Here is a 15,326-nt window from a genome sequence, read left to right as displayed (position 1 = left end):
TTGGGGGAACGGGCCGATCATTGTGGCGGTCCGCCTTATAGGGGGGAACGATCTCAGGTCTCTCATCTTCCATCGTGTTCCTGCCCAGCTCGGTCAAATGCTCGCTGGAGTCCGCCGCTTCCTGACTGATTGGTGCATCCCTGTCGATCGCGGTGGCAGCCTGCCCAAGATGCTGTGGGCGGTCTGAACAAGGAGGCGTGCATGCGGGTGGGGTCATGGCGAAACTGACGGAGGAGCAACGGCAGCACCGGGCCTCAGCGCGGGCCCGTCGCGAGGCCTTGGCCCGTGAGGAACGGCACCAGCGGGACGAGGAACGGCGCCAGCGATGGCGACGCGAGGGCAAGTACCTCAGGTGGGAGGAGTACAAGGCCGGCGTGCCATGTCGCGGCTGTGGGCAACCCCTGCTTGGGCAAGCGGGCGATCGGTCGCCCCAGTCGCCAATGACAGATCAGGAGCGTCAGGAACGTGACCTCGCCGAGAAGCAGTTTCAGGAGCGGCACGGCGAGTGTCATGAGGGACGCTGGGGTATTTCGGGCTCTCCGGTACTGCACTGCTTCGGCTGCTGTCCCACGCCGCCGATGGGCCCGAAGCAGGCCGAAAAGATCGCGAAGATCCTCTTCTCCTCGCGGCCGGAGGACCGGAAGAAGGAGCTGGATGTCTGGAAGCTGACGCTGACCTGCGACCACGTTAAGGAGACGACACAACACCGCGACCATAGCTACTACTCGCTGGGGATCGCTCGTTGCCCGGAGTGTGAGGTCGACAGGGGAGTGGTGTCCAGCGAGCGCATCGGGCCGCTCTGCGACAACGACGTCGCGCGCAAGCCCGGTACGCCTGGTCCGGTTGAGCGGGAGCGTCTTGCCGCCGAGTTGACGTCTGTGGAAGCGAAGCTCAAGCGTCAGCAGAAGACCGCCGCTGCTACACAGAGCCGCATCGACGAGATCAGGGCACAGCTCGCTGCGGGTGCTGACGACGGAGACCGAACATGACTGCCGCAAATCGGGCCCACGGGACCCACGTGGAGTCGCCGGTCCTGACGCTGGCGGAGGCTGCGGTCTATGTACGCAGGACGCCGAAGGCCATGTACGGCCTGCGTGACCGAAGGTCAGGGCCGTCGAGCTTCCGGCTGGCCGGCCGCGTGTACTACCGGCGTACTGCGCTCGACGCCTGGCTTGCGGAAGGTGAGGCCGGCGACTCTCGCTCGAACCTGAAGCTCGACCCGACGCGTAAGTCGCCCGAGCTGCGCCGCAGCCGTTCAACATGACTGGATCGCCGGGCCTTTCACAAGGCGCCGACCCTCGCGGCCGTGCGCCATTAGAGTGCTTTGCGGCGTGACGATGTGAGCAACTCACGGGAGTAGACATGGATATGACGTCCGCCGAGCTTGCGCTGGCGGCTTTGAGCGGCGCCAGTGGAAGCCTTAGCGAGGCTGTCGTGACGGATCTGTGGCGTCGCCTTCGGAGCCGCTTCTCCAACGACAGCCAGGCCGTTGCCGCACTGGATGGGCGGGACAGTAGCGATCCGGATGCGGTCGCCGTGCTGACCGAGGCGCTGCGTCGTGAGGCCGCAGCGGACCCGAACTTCCGAAGCGAGATGGAGGAGTGGCTGTCTCGCCTGGTCTTGCCAGCCAGTGGCATCGTCAACTCCGTGCGGGACTCCCACGGCCTGAACGCGCCGGGTGCTACGTTCAATGGCACGGTGAACATGTCCTTCGGCTCAGGTGAGCAGGCACGATGACGGCGCCCCCGCCCCTGCCAGATCGAGACGCACCAGCGAATGCCGTCATTGGCTCGACAGGCCTCAACGCCCCGGGCGCGGTCTTCCATGCTGCGGTCAACATCAACTTAGCAACGGGACTCGCCAAGCCGACCCCGTCGGTTGAGGAACTGCTCGCGCTGGGATCGGTGGAGGCGCCGTACGGCAGGCTGCCGGAGGCCGTGCTGGGCCGGGACGGGATCCTCACAGTCCTTACAGTCCTCACACCGACCGGAACGGTGGATCATCCACGCATCCAAGTCGTCTCCGGAATGGGTGGGGTGGGCAAGACTACGGTGGCTCTGTCTGTAGCAGACCGGGCTAGGGAGACCGGGGTCGAGGTCTTTTGGATCCAGGCCGGATCCGCAGCGGCCGTGGCCGACGGGATGCGGCACATTGCCCTCCTAGCCGGCGCTCCGACCGAGCATGTGACCCATGCCTGGGAAAAGGGCGGGCGGCCCGCCGCTGATCTGCTCTGGCGACATCTCGCGACCCTGGACCGCCCTTGGATGCTCGTCTTCGACGATGCCGATGATCTCGATGTGCTTTCGTGTCCAGGAACGGCACTGGCAGACGGCACGGGCTGGGTCAGGACCCCAGTTGGCAGGTCACAAGGGGTCCTGGTCACCACCCGCGACAGCAACAACCGATCCTGGGGCAACCGGGTCGCAAGCTTCCACCGCCTCGAGGTGCTTGAACTCGAATTTGCAGGCCAGGTTCTCCAGGAACTGGCTCCCGCAGCGGGGGACATGGACTCCGCCGTGGCGCTGGCCGATCGCCTCGGCTCTCTGCCGCTCGCGTTGCACTTGGCGGGCACTTACCTGGCTATGGCACACGGCGACCCGCTGGCTGAAGCCGAGACCTTCGCTGAATACGTCGATGCTCTTGACGATTCCCCACTGTTCCTCGACGACGTACACGAGGGTGTGTACGGGGATCTGCGAAGCGAGGAGGAACGTGCCCGCCGGACGATCGCTGGTACCTGGGAGTTGTCCCTCGCCCTGCTCGAACGGCAGGGGACGGCATCGGCGCGTGGCTTGTTGCAGTTGTTGTCCTGTTTCGCGCCTGCCGCGCCCTTGCCGAAGGTCTTGATCGATCCGTCCACGATTGCCGCCTTGGGGATGTGGCCCGAGGACCTACCGCCTAGGGCAATCAGAGCAGCGATGGGCGGCCTTAGCCGCTTTGGCCTTATCGGACTCAATGTGCGCTCGGCAGAGCCTGTGTACCAGATCCATCGACTGGTGGCCGAGGTGTCGGTTGCCCCGCTCCTATCGGCCCCTCTGGACTACCGAGAGGTATGGGATTCGGCTGCCGACCTACTTGTAACGGCCACTCCGTACCTGGCGAATACACGGGACCCGAGTTCCTGGCCAACCTGGCAGGGGCTCATCCCACACTGGCTAGTCGTGATCAATCGGTTGCCAGAATGGGACACCGCTGCCAATGAGCGTCTCGGCAATGTGTTGCTTTGCGTTGGGGTTGCTGTGGCCTATCTGAGCGTCCGGGGCGACTACGAGGCGGCGTGCCGATTGGCCGACGAAGCGCTGGCGCGAGCCGAATCCGAGCGAGTAAGCCCCTGGATCGGCGTCAACATCCGTCGGCACAGGGCGATCGCGGTTAAGGAGATGGGCGATCTAAAGGCAGCCGAGGCCGAACTCGACCGCATCGTGAGGGAGTGCGTCAGGCACTTCGGAGAGGCTGACCCCACGACCCTTACCGTGCGATACGAACGGGCAAGGGCCGCATCGCAGCGAGGGAAGCTTGAGGAGGCGGAGCGAGAGTACGCCGAGGTGATTCGCCATGAAGCCCGGCTGTACGGCGCAAATGCAGCGAATACACTTCGATCGCGACACGGCCGCGCGATCTGTATCAGAAGCATGGGGCGCTTTGAAGAAGCGGCGGACGAGGGGCGCCAAGTACTAGAAGGGCTGCGGACTGAGTTGGGCGAAACGCACCCAGATGTCCTCGAGGCCCATCACGAGTTCGCGATCTCCCTTCGAGATCAGGGAGATAACGACCGCGCAGCGCAGGAATTCCGCCGGGTACTTGAACTGGAGGAAGAAACATTCGGAGTCGATCACTCGTCCACGCTGATCACCCGCTCCAACCTTGCAACCACGCTTCTCCTGCGTCAGGAGTTCAGTGAGGCGGAGGGCGAGATCAGGGCTGTGCTGGACGCACGCACCCGCATCCTGGGCCCGGATCATCCCGACACGCTCGACTCACGCCACAGCCTGGCCGTAATGCTCATGCGGCGAGGCGAGCTCGATCCGAAAAGCGCCTCGGCGGTCTTCGAGCAGCTGATCGAGGCGCAGAAGAAGCAGCTCGTTGACGACCATCCCAACGTGCTGGCAGGTCGTAGTAGTCACGCTGCGGCACTGCGATCCATCGGCGACATGGTGGAGGCAGAGTCGGAATTCAGGTCAATCCTGGCCGCGGCGACCGCGCGACATGGAAGGAATCACCCAGTCACACTCAATGCTCGCTTTGACTGGGTGATGGCCTTGGGTCGCATGGGGCGAACGGATGACGCGGTATCCGAGATGCGTCAGGTCCTGACGCTTCAGGAGCAAGTCCTCGGCGGCTCCCACCGGAACGTCGCTAACGTCCGCGCGTCGCTGGGCACGCTCCTGCTCCAGCAGGGAAGCCTTGCCGAGGCGGAGGAGCAACTACGCCAGGCGCTGAACGCCCTGGCAGAGGACGATGGTGGCCGATTGGACGTCCGACACGATCTCGTGGCGGTGCTACACGCACGTGGTGAGCTTAGAGAAGCGATTAGTCAGCTTCGAGAAATCGCGGACGACGAACAGCGGAGGTCTGGGCCCGCGCATCCCGACACAATCACTGCCCGTAATAGTCTCGGGGTCGCTTTGAAGGATTTCGGCGAATTAGAGGAGGCGGCGAGCGTCTACCGTGAAGCCCTCGTAGACGCGGCGGATACGCATTTGGAAGACCAGCCTGCAGTCCTGATGCTGCGCCATAATCTCGCCGTTGTGATGCGCATTCAGGGTGATCTAGATGGGGCTGAGAAGGAGCAGGCGTCTATCCTGGAGGTGCAGGAACGTCGACTCGGAGCTGAGCACCCAGAGACCCTAGCCACGCGGCTGTCCCTCGCCCGTATTCTCGATGACAGGGGGATCACTGCCGAGGCGGAGGACGCTTACCGGGAGATCCGCTCAGTGTGTGCTCGTGTTCTTGGCCCCAATCACCGTCAGACTCTCTCTGTCCAGGGAAACCTGGCCTTCCTGCTGCTTGGCCAAGAGCGGGTCCCCGAGGCAGAGGATGAGTATCGAGATGGGCTGGAGAGATGTCGGAGCAGCCTAGGGGAAGATCATCCAGCGACCCTGACGATGGGACACAGTCTCGCCATTGCCGAGGCAATCCAGGGGAAACTTGCAGAGGCTACTTCCCTGCTCCGTGGGGTCGTTGAGCGTCGCGGTCGCACACTGGGGATGGACCATTCCGAAACTCTGGCAGCACGGGAGGACCTCGGTAAGACCCTGTACCGGGCAGGGCAGCCGGCGGTGGCTGCTGAACTGCTCAAGGAAGTGGCAGAGGGCTGGTCTCGGGCGCGTGGCGCGGATCACGACGAGGTCTGGGAGGCGCGCTACCGACGAGCCCAGTTGCTCTGGGAGGCAGGACACCCTCGCGTGGCGCAAGAGGAACTGGAAGCGCTGCTGCTCCGTACCTTGGAGACCCGGCCCGATGGGGATCGGCGCATCACGGCGCTGCAACGGGTGCTGATGGCCGTGAGGGCCGATGACGCAAGTTGCTAGGTCGGGGCAGTGTCATGTTGGTACAGGCAGATCTGCGTGAGCGATGCGTGAGCGGACGGCGTAGCACGTGCCGGTTCGGGCGGGATCGTGGATGACAGCGCAGCGCCCTGACCTGTGGGTTCATCATCAAGTGATCGATGCTGGCAGCAGTCATCATGATCACTCTCGGGCCCGTCATGCGTAGGTCGCGGGTTCGAATTCCGCAGGCGGCTCGGGAAGACGGAAGGCCCAGGTCATGTGGTTTATGACCTGGGGCTTTTGCGTGCGTGGGGTGGGGCGGGTTATTGGTCGAGGTAGGCGAGGACGGCGAGGACGCGGCGGTTGTCGCCGTCGGTGGGGAGGAGGCCGAGCTTGGTGAAGATGTTGCTGATGTGCTTGGCGACGGCCTTCTCGGTGATGAAGAGGCCCTGGGCGATGCCGGCGTTGGAGCGGCCCTGGGCGAGCCATTCGAGGACTTCGCGTTCGCGGTCGGTGAGGCTGCCGACGTTCTCGTCGCGTTCCTTGCGGACGAGGAGCTGGGAGATGACGTCGGGGTCCATCGCGGTGCCGCCGTCGGCGACGCGGCGGATCGAGTCGAGGAACTGGGAGCCGTTGGTGACGCGGTCCTTGAGCATGTAGCCGACGCCGCGGCCGCCGCTGGCGAGGAGTTCGCGGGCGTAGAGCGGTTCGACGTACTGGGAGAGGAGCAGGACCGGGAGGTCGGGCATGGTGCGGCGGGCGGTGAGGACGGCGCGCAGGCCCTCGTCGGTGAAGTTCGGCGGAAGCCGGACGTCGACGACCGCGACGTCCGGCTGCTGCTCGGTGAGGGCTGCGAGGAGGTCGGCGCCGTTGTCGACGGCGGCGACCACCTCGTGTCCGTAGGCCTGGAGGAGGCGGATCAGGCCGTCCCTCAGGAGGAAGTGGTCTTCGGCGAGGACAATACGCACGGAAGCTCCATCGTCACCATGGTCGGGCCGTTGACGGGGCTGTTCACGGCCAGGACCCCGTCGAACGTGCTGAGTCGTCGCTCGATGCCGCGCAGGCCGGTGCCCCGGGTGGCGTCGGCGCCGCCGCGGCCGCTGTCGGTCACGGTGATGCGCAGCATGCCGTGATCGTAACGGATGTCGATCCAGGCCCGGTCGGCGCCGGAGTGCTTGGCGACGTTGGTGAGGATCTCCGAGATCGCGAAGTAGGCGGCGGACTCGACGGGCATCTCGGGGCGGCCGGGGAGGTCCACGACGACCTCGGTGGGGACCGGGCAGACCATGGCCAGCGCCCGCACCGCGTCGGCGAGTCCGCGGTCGGCGAGGACCGGCGGGTGGATGCCGCGGACCAGGTTGCGGATCTCCTCCAGGGCCTTGGAGGAGGACTGGCGGGCCTCGATGAGCAGGGCCCGGACGGCCTCGGGGTTGGTCTCCAGCAGGTGTTCGGCGGCGTCCAGGGTCATGCCCATCGCGACCAGGCGGGCCTGGGCGCCGTCGTGCAGGTCGCGTTCGATCCGTCGGATCTCGGCCATCTGGGTGTCGACGGCGGTGCTGCGGGTGGTGGTGAGGTGCTGGATCCGGCTGGCCATCAGTTCCTGCTCGCTGGGGGCGAGCATGGAGTGGGTGTACAGGGCGTGCTTGCGGACGGCGCGGGGGGCCATCCACAGGGCCAGCGGCAGTTGCAGGACGCCGAGGACGCCGGCCAGCACCGCGGTGGCCTGGCCGTCGATCGGGATGAACTGGTACCAGAGGCCGTCCCACTGGATCGACAGCGGGACGCCGAAGAAGGCCAGGAAGATGCCCCAGAAGCCGCTGAGCAGGACGGCGATCGGCATGAAGGCGAGGAAGCCGCCGGCGATCGGGTCGGTGAGCACCCAGGTGAACTCCCGCTTGGTCTGCGGGTCGCTCATGATCCAGCGGTAGCGGGCGACGGCCCCCGAGGCGCCTTCGGGGGCGGCCGGCAGGCCGCTGGGCGGGCCGGGGATCTGCACGCCGGACCAGCGCTCGGACAGGCCGCGCTGGCGGGCGGCCAGTGCCCGGACGCGCTCCATGGCCCGCGGCACCAGGCCGAGGCCGGGGCCGACGAGGGAGATCGCGCCGGTGACCCCGAGCGAGCGCCCGAAGGCCGCGATGGACATCCAGCAGAGGGCCAGTGCCCGCCGCAGCCCGGTGAATCCGGCGGGGACGGAGAATCCCCTGATCTCGACCGCCGAGGGGCTTCCCCCGAGCTTCATCGTGCGGTCCATGACCCGCTCCTCTCTGTGCCGTTCGCTGTGCCGCGGCCGTGGTGGCCGTGTGACCATTCTGGCGGGGACGGCGTGCCGGAATCGGTAGTAATAACCCCCCTCTTGCACGACCGGAGGGGGAGGTTCTTCTACCTGGCGGCGGCGGTGACGTCGGCGGGCGGGCTCAGAAGCCGTCCGAGCCGCCCTCGGCGGTGTCGGGGGCGGCGACGAAGAGGGACAGGGTGTCCGCCACGCAGGCCGCGTGCTGCTGGCCCTCGACCTCCACCGTCATCCGGACCGCGGCCAGGTGGCCCATCGGGGTCTCGCGGACGCTGGTGACCTTGGCGCCGCCGCGGACCCGGGCGCCGACCGGGATCGGGCGGGGGAAGCGGACCTTGTCCAGGCCGAAGTTGACGCCCAGTTTGACGTTGTGGATCTCGAAGATCGCGCGCATCATCGCGGGCAGCAGGCCGAGCGTCATGTAGCCGTGGACGATGGTCCCGCCGAACGGGCCGGTGGCGGCGCGCTCCGGGTCCACGTGGATCCACTGGAGGTCGCCGGTGGCGTCGGCGAACTGGTCGACGCTGTGCTGGGTGACGTCGAGCCATTCGCTGTAGCCGAGGTGCTCCCCGGTCGCCCCGGTGAATTCGGCCAGGTTGGCAAAGGATCTCATGCGGGTGATTCTGGGCGGCCGTCCATGGCGCGGACAAGGCGTCGGGGGGCCGGGGGGCCGTTCGGTCAGCGTGCCGTCAGTTGGCCGTCAGCGGAGGGGGCGGGGCGGCGGGAAAGGCCGGAGGCCCGCCGGCGCCGGGAGCGCGGACGGGCCTCTGGGGCAGGGCGGGGAGGGTTCAGCCGTAGCGCTTGAGCTCGTGGAAGAAGTCCGGGACGGTGTGCAGCTGCCCGGCCGCGAGGACGCGGTCGTAGACGTGCTTGGCGACGGCCATGTCGAGCACGCCGAGGCCGAACGGGGAGAAGACCACCGGCCGGTCGGACGGCGGGGTGATCTTTCCGGTGAGCACGTCGTAGAGCGTGCCGGCGACGAACTCGCGGTGGCCGACGCGCTGTTCGGCCAGGTGCGGCGAGGTGCCGGCCTTCATGCAGTGCTCGATGTCGTCGACGACGTTCCACGAGTCGAGGACGATCTCGGGGGAGAGGTCGCGCAGCGAGACGTGCAGCACCAGCGGGTTGTGCGAGAACCACTGCGGGTCCGTCACGTGCGGCTCGCCGGCGATGGTGGCGAAGACCACCAGGTCGCTGGAGCGGATCAGGTCCTCGGCCTTGTCGTGGACGGTGACCTCCACGCCCTCGCCCTCGGCCCGGCGCAGGTAGTCGGAGAAGCCCTCGGCGTGCTCGGCGGACAGGTCGTGGACGCCGGCCGCAGTGAAGTCGAAGCCGTTGGCGGCGAGGTAGGTGTGCACGTAGCGGGCGATCAGGCCGACGCCGAAGAAGCCGACCCGGGTCGGGCGCTCGCCGCGGGCGTCGGCGAGCCGGGCCGCCGCGAGGGCCGCGGAGGCGGCGGTGCGCGCCGCGCTGATGATCGAGCTCTCCAGGCAGGCGAACGGGTAGCCGGTCTCGGCGTCGTTGAGGATCAGGACGGCCGAGGCGCGCGGGAGGCCGGCCGCCACGTTGTCCGGGAAGCTGGAGATCCACTTGATGCCGTGCACGCCGACCTCGCCCTTGACCGAGGCCGGCAGCGCGATGATCCGGGAGGACGGGCGGTCGGGGAAGCGCAGGAAGTACGAGTCCGGGTTGACCGTCTGCCCCTCGCCGTGCAGCCGGTACGCGGCCTCGACCGTGGCGACGACCTCGTCCTCGTGCCCGTTGAGGGCCTCGTGCACCTGGGCGCCGGAGACCACGGCGAAGGGAGGGACCTGATTCATGGGAACAGTGCTCCTGGTCGGAGGGGTGCGGATCGGAGGGTGGGGAAACGGGAGGGGGAGCGGGTCAGCCGATGCGGGCCAGGCCCTTGGCGCGCTGCCGCGCCCGCCCGCGCGAGACCACCAGCGGGTCCCAGTCCGGGCCGCGGTCGGGCAGCCGGGAGGGGTCGCCGAGCACCGCGCCGCCGAACACCTCGCGCAGCAGCCCGCGGCCGATGATGTCGGAGGCGGCGGCCATGCCGCTGTTCGCGACCGCGGCGATGCCGCTGCCGTAGCGGACGCTCTGGCCGACCACGTACAGGCCCTCGACCTCGGTGCGCACGTCCGGCCGCTGGTTGGAGCCGCCCCAGCTGGCCATGCCGTACGGGGTGCCGCCGGTGGCCCGGATGTAGCGCTCGTGGGTGAGCGGGGTGGCCGTCTCCAGGTGGGTGATGCGCTCCCGGAACGGGCCGATGACCTTCTCGGCGGTGGCCAGCATGACCTCGGTGAGCTGCTGCTTGCGGGCGAGGTAGGCGGCGTTGCGGCGGTAGGGCTCGCCGTCGGCCGGGCCGCCCTCCAGGCCCCAGAACCCGTAGCCGGGCGGCAGGCCCGTCATGAGCTGGAAGTTGCTGTGGCCGGGCGGGCAGACGGCGGTGGCGCCCGGGTCCTTGAGGGAGGCGAAGGAGAAGGTGAGCGCCGGCACCGAGTCCATCGAGCCGTCCCGCGCGTACCGCTCCAGCATGGCGGCGTGCGCGCCCTCCATGTCGTCGCTGTCGTGCCACCAGAGGTTGGCGTTGGGCAGGCCCGGCAGTTCGGTGTCGAGCCCGATGTACACCGAGACGAAGGAGCCGCGCATGGTCGCCGCGCGGGTGCGGGCCACCACCTCGGCGGGGAAGGCGTCCTCGCCGCCGCACAGGTCGAGGACGGTGCGCCGGTAGTCCGCGTTGGAGATGACCAGCGGGGCCGAGACCCGCTGCCCGTCGGTGAGTTCGACGCCGGTGGCGCGCCCGTTCTCGACCAGGATGCGGCGGACGTCGCAGCGGGTGCGCAGTTCGCCGCCGTGCGCCTCCAGCGCCTCGACGAACGCGGCGACCATCGCCTGGCCGCCGCCCTCGGGGTAGTACGCGCCGCGCAGGTAGTGGTCCATCATCGAGGCGTGGTGGGCCAGGCTGATGCCGTCGGGCATGGTGCCGTAGTTGCCGGCCTGCGCCGCGAGCAGCGTGCGCGCCTTGGCGGAGAGGCCGAAGTGGCCCAGGGCGTCGGCGAAGGTGCGGCGGGACCAGCGCATGGTCTGCGGGGACTTGCGGAACAGGTCGACCAGGGACTCGCCGTTCAGGCCGGCGCGGGTCGAGCCGGCCACGTTCTCGGCGAGTTCGAGGAAGCCGGCGATCCGGTCGGCCTCCTCGGGCAGGGCCTGCCGCAGCCGGTCGCGGTAGGCGTCCCAGCCGGCCGGCACGTCGACGGTCGCGGTGGGCGTGATGATCCGGTCGAAGCCCTGCTCGTTGTCCATCGGCCGGAACCGCACCCGGTCCAGGACGCCGAGGCCGGCCAGGATCGCCGGGAAGTGCCCGTCGGGGCCGCAGTCGCCGAGGTAGTGCGTGCCGACGTCGAACTCGTACTTGCGCCGGCGGCGGAACACGTGCGCGTTGCCGCCGGCGATGTCGTGCTGTTCGAGGACGAGGACGCTGCGCCCGTCGGCCGCCAGGTAGCCGGCGGTGGTCAGGCCGCCGATGCCGCTGCCGACGACGATCGCGTCGTAGTGGTCGCGCAGTCCCTGGGCCCCCTGCATTCGTGCTCCCATCAGAACGTGCCGCCGCCGTGGATCTCGAAGACCGACCCGCTGATGTAGGCGGCGCGGTCGGAGACCAGGAAGGAGACCAGGTCGGCCACCTCCTCGGGCTTGCCGGCCCGGCCGAGGGCGACGTTCTTCAGCATCCGCTCCACCGCGGCGTCGGACATGTCGCCGACCATGTCGGTGGCGATCAGGCCCGGCGCGACCACGTTGGCGCGCACGCCGCGCGGGCCGGTCTCCTTGGCGAGGGACTTGGTGAAGCCGATGATGCCGGCCTTGGACGCGGCGTAGTTGGCCTGGCCGAGGTTGCCGTAGATGCCGGACACCGAGGACAGGTTGACGATCGATCCGCTGCGGCGCTTGCTCATCGCGAAGGCGGCGGCGCGGCACACGTGGTACACGCCGTCCAGGTTGGTGCGCAGGACCTGGTTCCAGTCGTCCTCCGGCATCAGGATGACCGGGCGGTCCCGGGTGATGCCGGCCGAGGTGACGGCGGCGTCCACCGGGCCGACCTCGCGCTCGGTGCGGTTGTACCAGTCGCGGACCTGCTCCGGGTCGGCCACGTCGCACTGGGTGGCCGTGATCCGGGTGCCGAACTCGCCCGCCTGCTTGGCGAGTTGCTCGGCGGCGTCGGCGTTGGAGCGGTAGCAGAAGGCGACGTCGTAGCCGTCCTGGGCCAGGCGCAGCACGATGGCCTTGCCGATGCCCCGGGACCCGCCGCTGACCAGGGCGATCACGCGTGCTCCCCGAAGAGTCTCAGGACGGCGCAGCCCACCGCGCCGTCACGGTCGACGGCGGACACCAGGGCGATCCGGCCCCGGGCCGCCGGGTCGGCCTCGGCCACGCCGAGCACCGCCTGGATCTGGAAGGACGCGGAGGCCGCGCTGGTGTCGCCGAGCAGTTCCATGGACGGGACCCGGCCCAGTGCCTCGGCCGGCAGCAGCGCGGCGAGCGCGTCGTACTCGGCCCGGCCGGCCGCGGTCGGCGCGGCGCACGGGACGGCGGCCCAGACCTCGTCGGCGGTGACGCCGGCGCGGGCCAGGGCGCGCTGCACGCACGCGGTGACGGCGGCCTTGGGGTCGTCGTCGATGTCGACGCGGGTCTCCACGGCGAGCACCGCGGCGAGCGCCGGGCGCTGGGCGGTGCCGGCGTGCTCGACGACGAACAGGCCGCAGCCCTCGCCGAGCAGCGGCGTGGAGTCGCCGGCCGCGACGGCGGTGTGCTCGATCCAGGCGTGCGCGGCGGAGAACTCCTCGGCCGAGCCGACCAGGTACTTGGTCGCCCGGCCCTGGCCCATCAGGCGCCGCGCGTAGTTGAGGGCGAGCAGGCCGCTGACCCGGCCGCCGGCGACGGTGGTGTTGGGGCCCTTGAGGTCGTGCCGGATGGCGGTGGCGCCGGCGGCGTGGTTGAGGCTGCCGAAGGGGATGCGGCCGGCGTCGACGTGGAAGGGCAGCGCGTTGGTGTAGGACTGCTTGAGGAAGTTGGTGACGTTCTCCAGGCTGCCCATCGAGATGCCGAGGACCACACCGGTGCGGTCGTCGGTCTCCACCACCCGGTTGCCGTCGGCGTCCTTGAGCAGGCCGTCGGAGGCGACCAGGGCCAGCGCGGTGAGCCGGTCCATCTTGGCGGTGCCGGTGGGGCCGAGCAGGCCCTTGATGTCGAAGCCGGGCACCAGGCAGACGTCGGGCGACGGCAGCGTGCCGAGCGCGGCGTCCGCCTTGACGGCGGTCTTGGCGCCGGCGCGCACGCCGGACGCGAAGTCCTGGCGGGTCAGGCCGTACGGCGACACGGCCGACCAACCGGTGATGACGAGTGTCTCCGGCGGCAGGGCCGCCGGGGTGGCTGCGGTGGTCATCGTCAGACTCGCTCTCCGTACGTGCCCAGAATCAGGATGGCGTTGTTGCCGGCGAAGGCGCTGGAGTTGTTCTCCACGATCCGGACCTCCGCGTCGACGGCCTGGTTGGGCACGACGTCCAGCGGGCAGTCGGGGTCGGTCTCCACGTGGTTGATGGTCGGCGGGATGAACTGGTGCTCGATGGCGAGGCTGCAGGCGATCGCGCCGAGCGCGCTGGCCGCGCCCATCGAGTGGCCGAGCATCGACTTCACCGCGACGGTGCGCGGCGGTGCGTCGCCGTACACGTCGACGATGGCGGCCGACTCGGTCTTGTCGTTGGCCTTGGTGCCGGTGCCGTGCGCGGAGATGAAGTCGATCTCGTCCCGCTCGACCCCGGCGTCGTCCAGGGCGAGCCGGATGCCGCGCGCGATGCCGTCGCGGTTCGGCGCGGTCGGGTGGGCGGCGTCGCAGCTGAGGCCGTACCCGAGCACCTCGGCGTAGATGTGCGCGCCGCGGGCGAGGGCGGACTCCAGGCTCTCCAGGACGAGGATGCCCGCGCCCTCGCCGGTCAGGATGCCCTGGCGGTTCTTGTCGAACGGGCGGACCACGTCCGGGGTGAGCGCGCCGAAGCGCTTGAACAGCGCGAAGGCCTTGCGGCAGACGGCGTCGGCGCCGCCGCACAGGGCGATGTCGACCTCGCCGGAGCGGATCGCGTCCAGCCCGTAGCCGATCGAGTAGTTGCCCGCCGCGCAGGCGGTGGTGATGGTGGTCGGCTCCACGTTCGGCATCCGCAGCTCGCGGGCGATGACGGTGGTGAGCCGGCCGGCGTTGATCCGGCGGGACAGCACCGGGTCCATGCCCTCCGGGTCCCCGGCCGCGATCTCCTGCTCGACCAGCACGCCGATGTCGTGCCCCTCGCCGTCGGTGGTGCCGACGCTGATGACGGCCTGGCGCTCGCCGAGGTCGGCCTCGGTGAGCCCGGCGTCCTCCACGGCCATCCGGGCGGCGGCGACGGCGAACTGCCCGGCGCGGCCCATGTCGTCGAGGGGGACGTTGCGGATCCAGCGCTCCGGCTCGAAGTCGGGGACCTCGCAGGCGATGTTCTGGCCGAACCCCTCGGTGTCGAACCGGGTGATCGGCCGCGCACCGGAGCGGCCGGCCCGCAGCCCCGCGGTGTACTCCTCGACACCCGTGCCGATGCTGGAGATCGCCCCGAGGCCGGTGAGGACGACCCGGCGGCGGTCGGCCGGCACGCCGGCGCGGGGTGCCGCTGGTGACTGTGCGGTGGACATGGGACTCCTTAAGCAGTGGGATGCCTGCGGGCGGGGGTTCCGGTCCCGGAACCCGCCCCGATCACCAGCCGGCGGCCGTCGCGGTCACCTGGTACGTGGCCTCCACGTTCACCATCTTCGGCAGCTCGTTCATGTCGATGACGATGGAGTACTCCATCTCCAGGGCGCTGAGCACGTCGATGAGCTTCAGCGAGTCGGCGCCCAGCTCGTCGACGAACAGCGCGGTGTCGGCGAACTCGGTGTGCACGTCGATGTTCTCGGCGATGATTTCGCGGATCCGGGTGAGACGCTCTGGGGCTACCGTCGTCATGCTCGTTTTCCTCCGTTTTTGCGGGTGCCCTGTGCGGGCGCCCTGGGGTGCCCGGAAATCGGGCCTCTGAGCAGCAAATTAGTCAGGCCCGATGACGGGTCGATGACGTCCAACTGACCGCTCACTGACGGGTCCTGGCGGGGTGTCGCGTGCCTGGTGGGGAGGGGTGTCGGGGACAAAACGGCCGCCCGCCGCACCGGCGGGCGAAGGCCCTGGGGGTGCGGCGGGCGGCGGGGTCGGAGCCGTCCGGCGGCGTTCTTCCGGATTCCGGGCGCGGGCCCGGTCGGTCAGCCCTGCTGCTGGAGGCTGAGCGGGCGCATGTCCGTCCAGTTGCCCTCGATGTGGGCGACGGCGGTGGCCCGGTCGGTGGCCTCCAGGGTCACCGACCAGCCCTCCGGGACGGCGGCGAAGGACGGCCACAGGGAGTGCTGCCCCTCCGCGTTGACGAGGACGAGGAAGGTGCCGTCTTCGCGGTCAAAGGGGTTCGCCATGACTGTTCTCCAGATCTCGGGATCGCGGGACG

Annotated in this window: 14 protein-coding genes; 4 read left to right on the top strand and 10 right to left on the bottom strand. The window is 69.2% G+C overall.

Features of this window, described 5'->3' with window-relative positions; genetic code table 11:
- The first annotated feature begins 440 nt into the window (after nt 1-440).
- The 4 genes from AB0R04_RS12615 to AB0R04_RS12600 all read left to right on the top strand — a co-directional run bounded on the left by AB0R04_RS12615 (nt 441) and on the right by AB0R04_RS12600 (nt 5,531).
- The gene (locus tag AB0R04_RS12615) at nt 441-989 is read left to right on the top strand and encodes a hypothetical protein (protein ID WP_363370444.1); all 549 of its coding nucleotides are present in this window, start codon (nt 441-443) and stop codon (nt 987-989) included.
- Nucleotides 986-1,264: a helix-turn-helix domain-containing protein gene (locus AB0R04_RS12610; RefSeq protein ID WP_363370442.1), complete on the top strand. Its 279-nt coding sequence runs from the start codon at nt 986-988 to the stop codon at nt 1,262-1,264. The genes AB0R04_RS12615 and AB0R04_RS12610 overlap by 4 nt, the downstream gene beginning before the upstream one ends.
- A 98-nt stretch (nt 1,265-1,362) precedes the next feature.
- Nucleotides 1,363-1,737: a hypothetical protein gene (locus tag AB0R04_RS12605; protein ID WP_363370440.1), complete on the top strand. Its 375-nt coding sequence runs from the start codon at nt 1,363-1,365 to the stop codon at nt 1,735-1,737.
- Nucleotides 1,734-5,531, top strand: a complete 3,798-nt coding sequence (locus AB0R04_RS12600) for a tetratricopeptide repeat protein (protein WP_363370438.1) — start codon at nt 1,734-1,736, stop codon at nt 5,529-5,531. The genes AB0R04_RS12605 and AB0R04_RS12600 overlap by 4 nt, the downstream gene beginning before the upstream one ends.
- Nucleotides 5,532-5,812: 281 nt before the next feature.
- On the opposite strand, the gene AB0R04_RS12595 is transcribed toward AB0R04_RS12600, so the two are convergent.
- The 10 genes from AB0R04_RS12595 to AB0R04_RS12550 all read right to left on the bottom strand — a co-directional run bounded on the left by AB0R04_RS12595 (nt 5,813) and on the right by AB0R04_RS12550 (nt 15,294).
- Nucleotides 5,813-6,457 carry a response regulator transcription factor gene (locus tag AB0R04_RS12595; RefSeq protein ID WP_063348719.1) on the bottom strand — a complete coding sequence of 215 codons (645 nt, stop codon included), beginning with the start codon at nt 6,455-6,457 and terminating at the stop codon, nt 5,813-5,815.
- Nucleotides 6,421-7,740, bottom strand: coding sequence for a histidine kinase (locus AB0R04_RS12590; protein ID WP_363370436.1), 1,320 nt, complete (start codon nt 7,738-7,740; stop codon nt 6,421-6,423). The genes AB0R04_RS12595 and AB0R04_RS12590 overlap by 37 nt, the downstream gene beginning before the upstream one ends.
- 163 nt (nt 7,741-7,903) lie before the next feature.
- The gene (locus tag AB0R04_RS12585; protein ID WP_063348721.1) at nt 7,904-8,392 is read right to left on the bottom strand and encodes a MaoC family dehydratase; all 489 of its coding nucleotides are present in this window, start codon (nt 8,390-8,392) and stop codon (nt 7,904-7,906) included.
- A gap of 175 nt (nt 8,393-8,567) precedes the next feature.
- Complete coding sequence (gene sbnB / locus AB0R04_RS12580; RefSeq protein ID WP_363370433.1) at nt 8,568-9,599, bottom strand: 2,3-diaminopropionate biosynthesis protein SbnB; 1,032 nt, start codon at nt 9,597-9,599, stop codon at nt 8,568-8,570.
- Between the two features lie 64 nt (nt 9,600-9,663).
- Nucleotides 9,664-11,364 (bottom strand): NAD(P)/FAD-dependent oxidoreductase, encoded by a 1,701-nt coding sequence (locus AB0R04_RS12575; protein ID WP_244293425.1) that lies wholly within the window; start codon nt 11,362-11,364, stop codon nt 9,664-9,666.
- Nucleotides 11,365-11,375: 11 nt separating this feature from the next.
- On the bottom strand, nt 11,376-12,104 hold the full coding sequence (fabG, locus tag AB0R04_RS12570; protein WP_363370431.1) for a 3-oxoacyl-ACP reductase FabG: 729 nt from the start codon (nt 12,102-12,104) through the stop codon (nt 11,376-11,378).
- Complete coding sequence (locus tag AB0R04_RS12565; protein WP_107452908.1) at nt 12,101-13,222, bottom strand: beta-ketoacyl synthase N-terminal-like domain-containing protein; 1,122 nt, start codon at nt 13,220-13,222, stop codon at nt 12,101-12,103. Before AB0R04_RS12565 ends, fabG begins: the two co-directional genes overlap by 4 nt.
- A gap of 2 nt (nt 13,223-13,224) precedes the next feature.
- Nucleotides 13,225-14,493 (bottom strand): beta-ketoacyl-[acyl-carrier-protein] synthase family protein, encoded by a 1,269-nt coding sequence (locus AB0R04_RS12560; protein ID WP_063348725.1) that lies wholly within the window; start codon nt 14,491-14,493, stop codon nt 13,225-13,227.
- A 61-nt stretch (nt 14,494-14,554) separates the two neighbouring features.
- Complete coding sequence (locus tag AB0R04_RS12555) at nt 14,555-14,803, bottom strand: acyl carrier protein (protein WP_063348726.1); 249 nt, start codon at nt 14,801-14,803, stop codon at nt 14,555-14,557.
- Between the two features lie 287 nt (nt 14,804-15,090).
- On the bottom strand, nt 15,091-15,294 hold the full coding sequence (locus AB0R04_RS12550) for an MbtH family protein (protein WP_063348727.1): 204 nt from the start codon (nt 15,292-15,294) through the stop codon (nt 15,091-15,093).
- Nucleotides 15,295-15,326 lie beyond the last annotated feature (32 nt).

Origin of the sequence: Kitasatospora sp. NPDC056731 (assembly GCF_040687675.1) — a bacterium.
Taxonomy (GTDB): Bacteria; Actinomycetota; Actinomycetes; order Streptomycetales; family Streptomycetaceae; genus Kitasatospora.
This window is presented reverse-complemented; position numbering and strand designations above follow the sequence as displayed.

What these genes read in the sequence shown, in the direction of transcription:
- AB0R04_RS12550 (WP_063348727.1), bottom strand. Translation starts at nt 15,294, where the DNA reads ATGGCGAACCCCTTTGACCGCGAAGACGGCACCTTCCTCGTCCTCGTC.
- AB0R04_RS12610 (WP_363370442.1), top strand. Translation starts at nt 986, where the DNA reads ATGACTGCCGCAAATCGGGCCCACGGGACCCACGTGGAGTCGCCGGTC.
- AB0R04_RS12585 (WP_063348721.1), bottom strand. Translation starts at nt 8,392, where the DNA reads ATGAGATCCTTTGCCAACCTGGCCGAATTCACCGGGGCGACCGGGGAG.
- AB0R04_RS12575 (WP_244293425.1), bottom strand. Translation starts at nt 11,364, where the DNA reads ATGCAGGGGGCCCAGGGACTGCGCGACCACTACGACGCGATCGTCGTC.
- AB0R04_RS12590 (WP_363370436.1), bottom strand. Translation starts at nt 7,740, where the DNA reads ATGGACCGCACGATGAAGCTCGGGGGAAGCCCCTCGGCGGTCGAGATC.
- AB0R04_RS12560 (WP_063348725.1), bottom strand. Translation starts at nt 14,493, where the DNA reads ATGTCCACCGCACAGTCACCAGCGGCACCCCGCGCCGGCGTGCCGGCC.
- sbnB (WP_363370433.1), bottom strand. Translation starts at nt 9,599, where the DNA reads ATGAATCAGGTCCCTCCCTTCGCCGTGGTCTCCGGCGCCCAGGTGCAC.
- AB0R04_RS12565 (WP_107452908.1), bottom strand. Translation starts at nt 13,222, where the DNA reads ATGACCACCGCAGCCACCCCGGCGGCCCTGCCGCCGGAGACACTCGTC.
- AB0R04_RS12605 (WP_363370440.1), top strand. Translation starts at nt 1,363, where the DNA reads ATGGATATGACGTCCGCCGAGCTTGCGCTGGCGGCTTTGAGCGGCGCC.
- AB0R04_RS12600 (WP_363370438.1), top strand. Translation starts at nt 1,734, where the DNA reads ATGACGGCGCCCCCGCCCCTGCCAGATCGAGACGCACCAGCGAATGCC.
- AB0R04_RS12615 (WP_363370444.1), top strand. Translation starts at nt 441, where the DNA reads ATGACAGATCAGGAGCGTCAGGAACGTGACCTCGCCGAGAAGCAGTTT.
- AB0R04_RS12555 (WP_063348726.1), bottom strand. Translation starts at nt 14,803, where the DNA reads ATGACGACGGTAGCCCCAGAGCGTCTCACCCGGATCCGCGAAATCATC.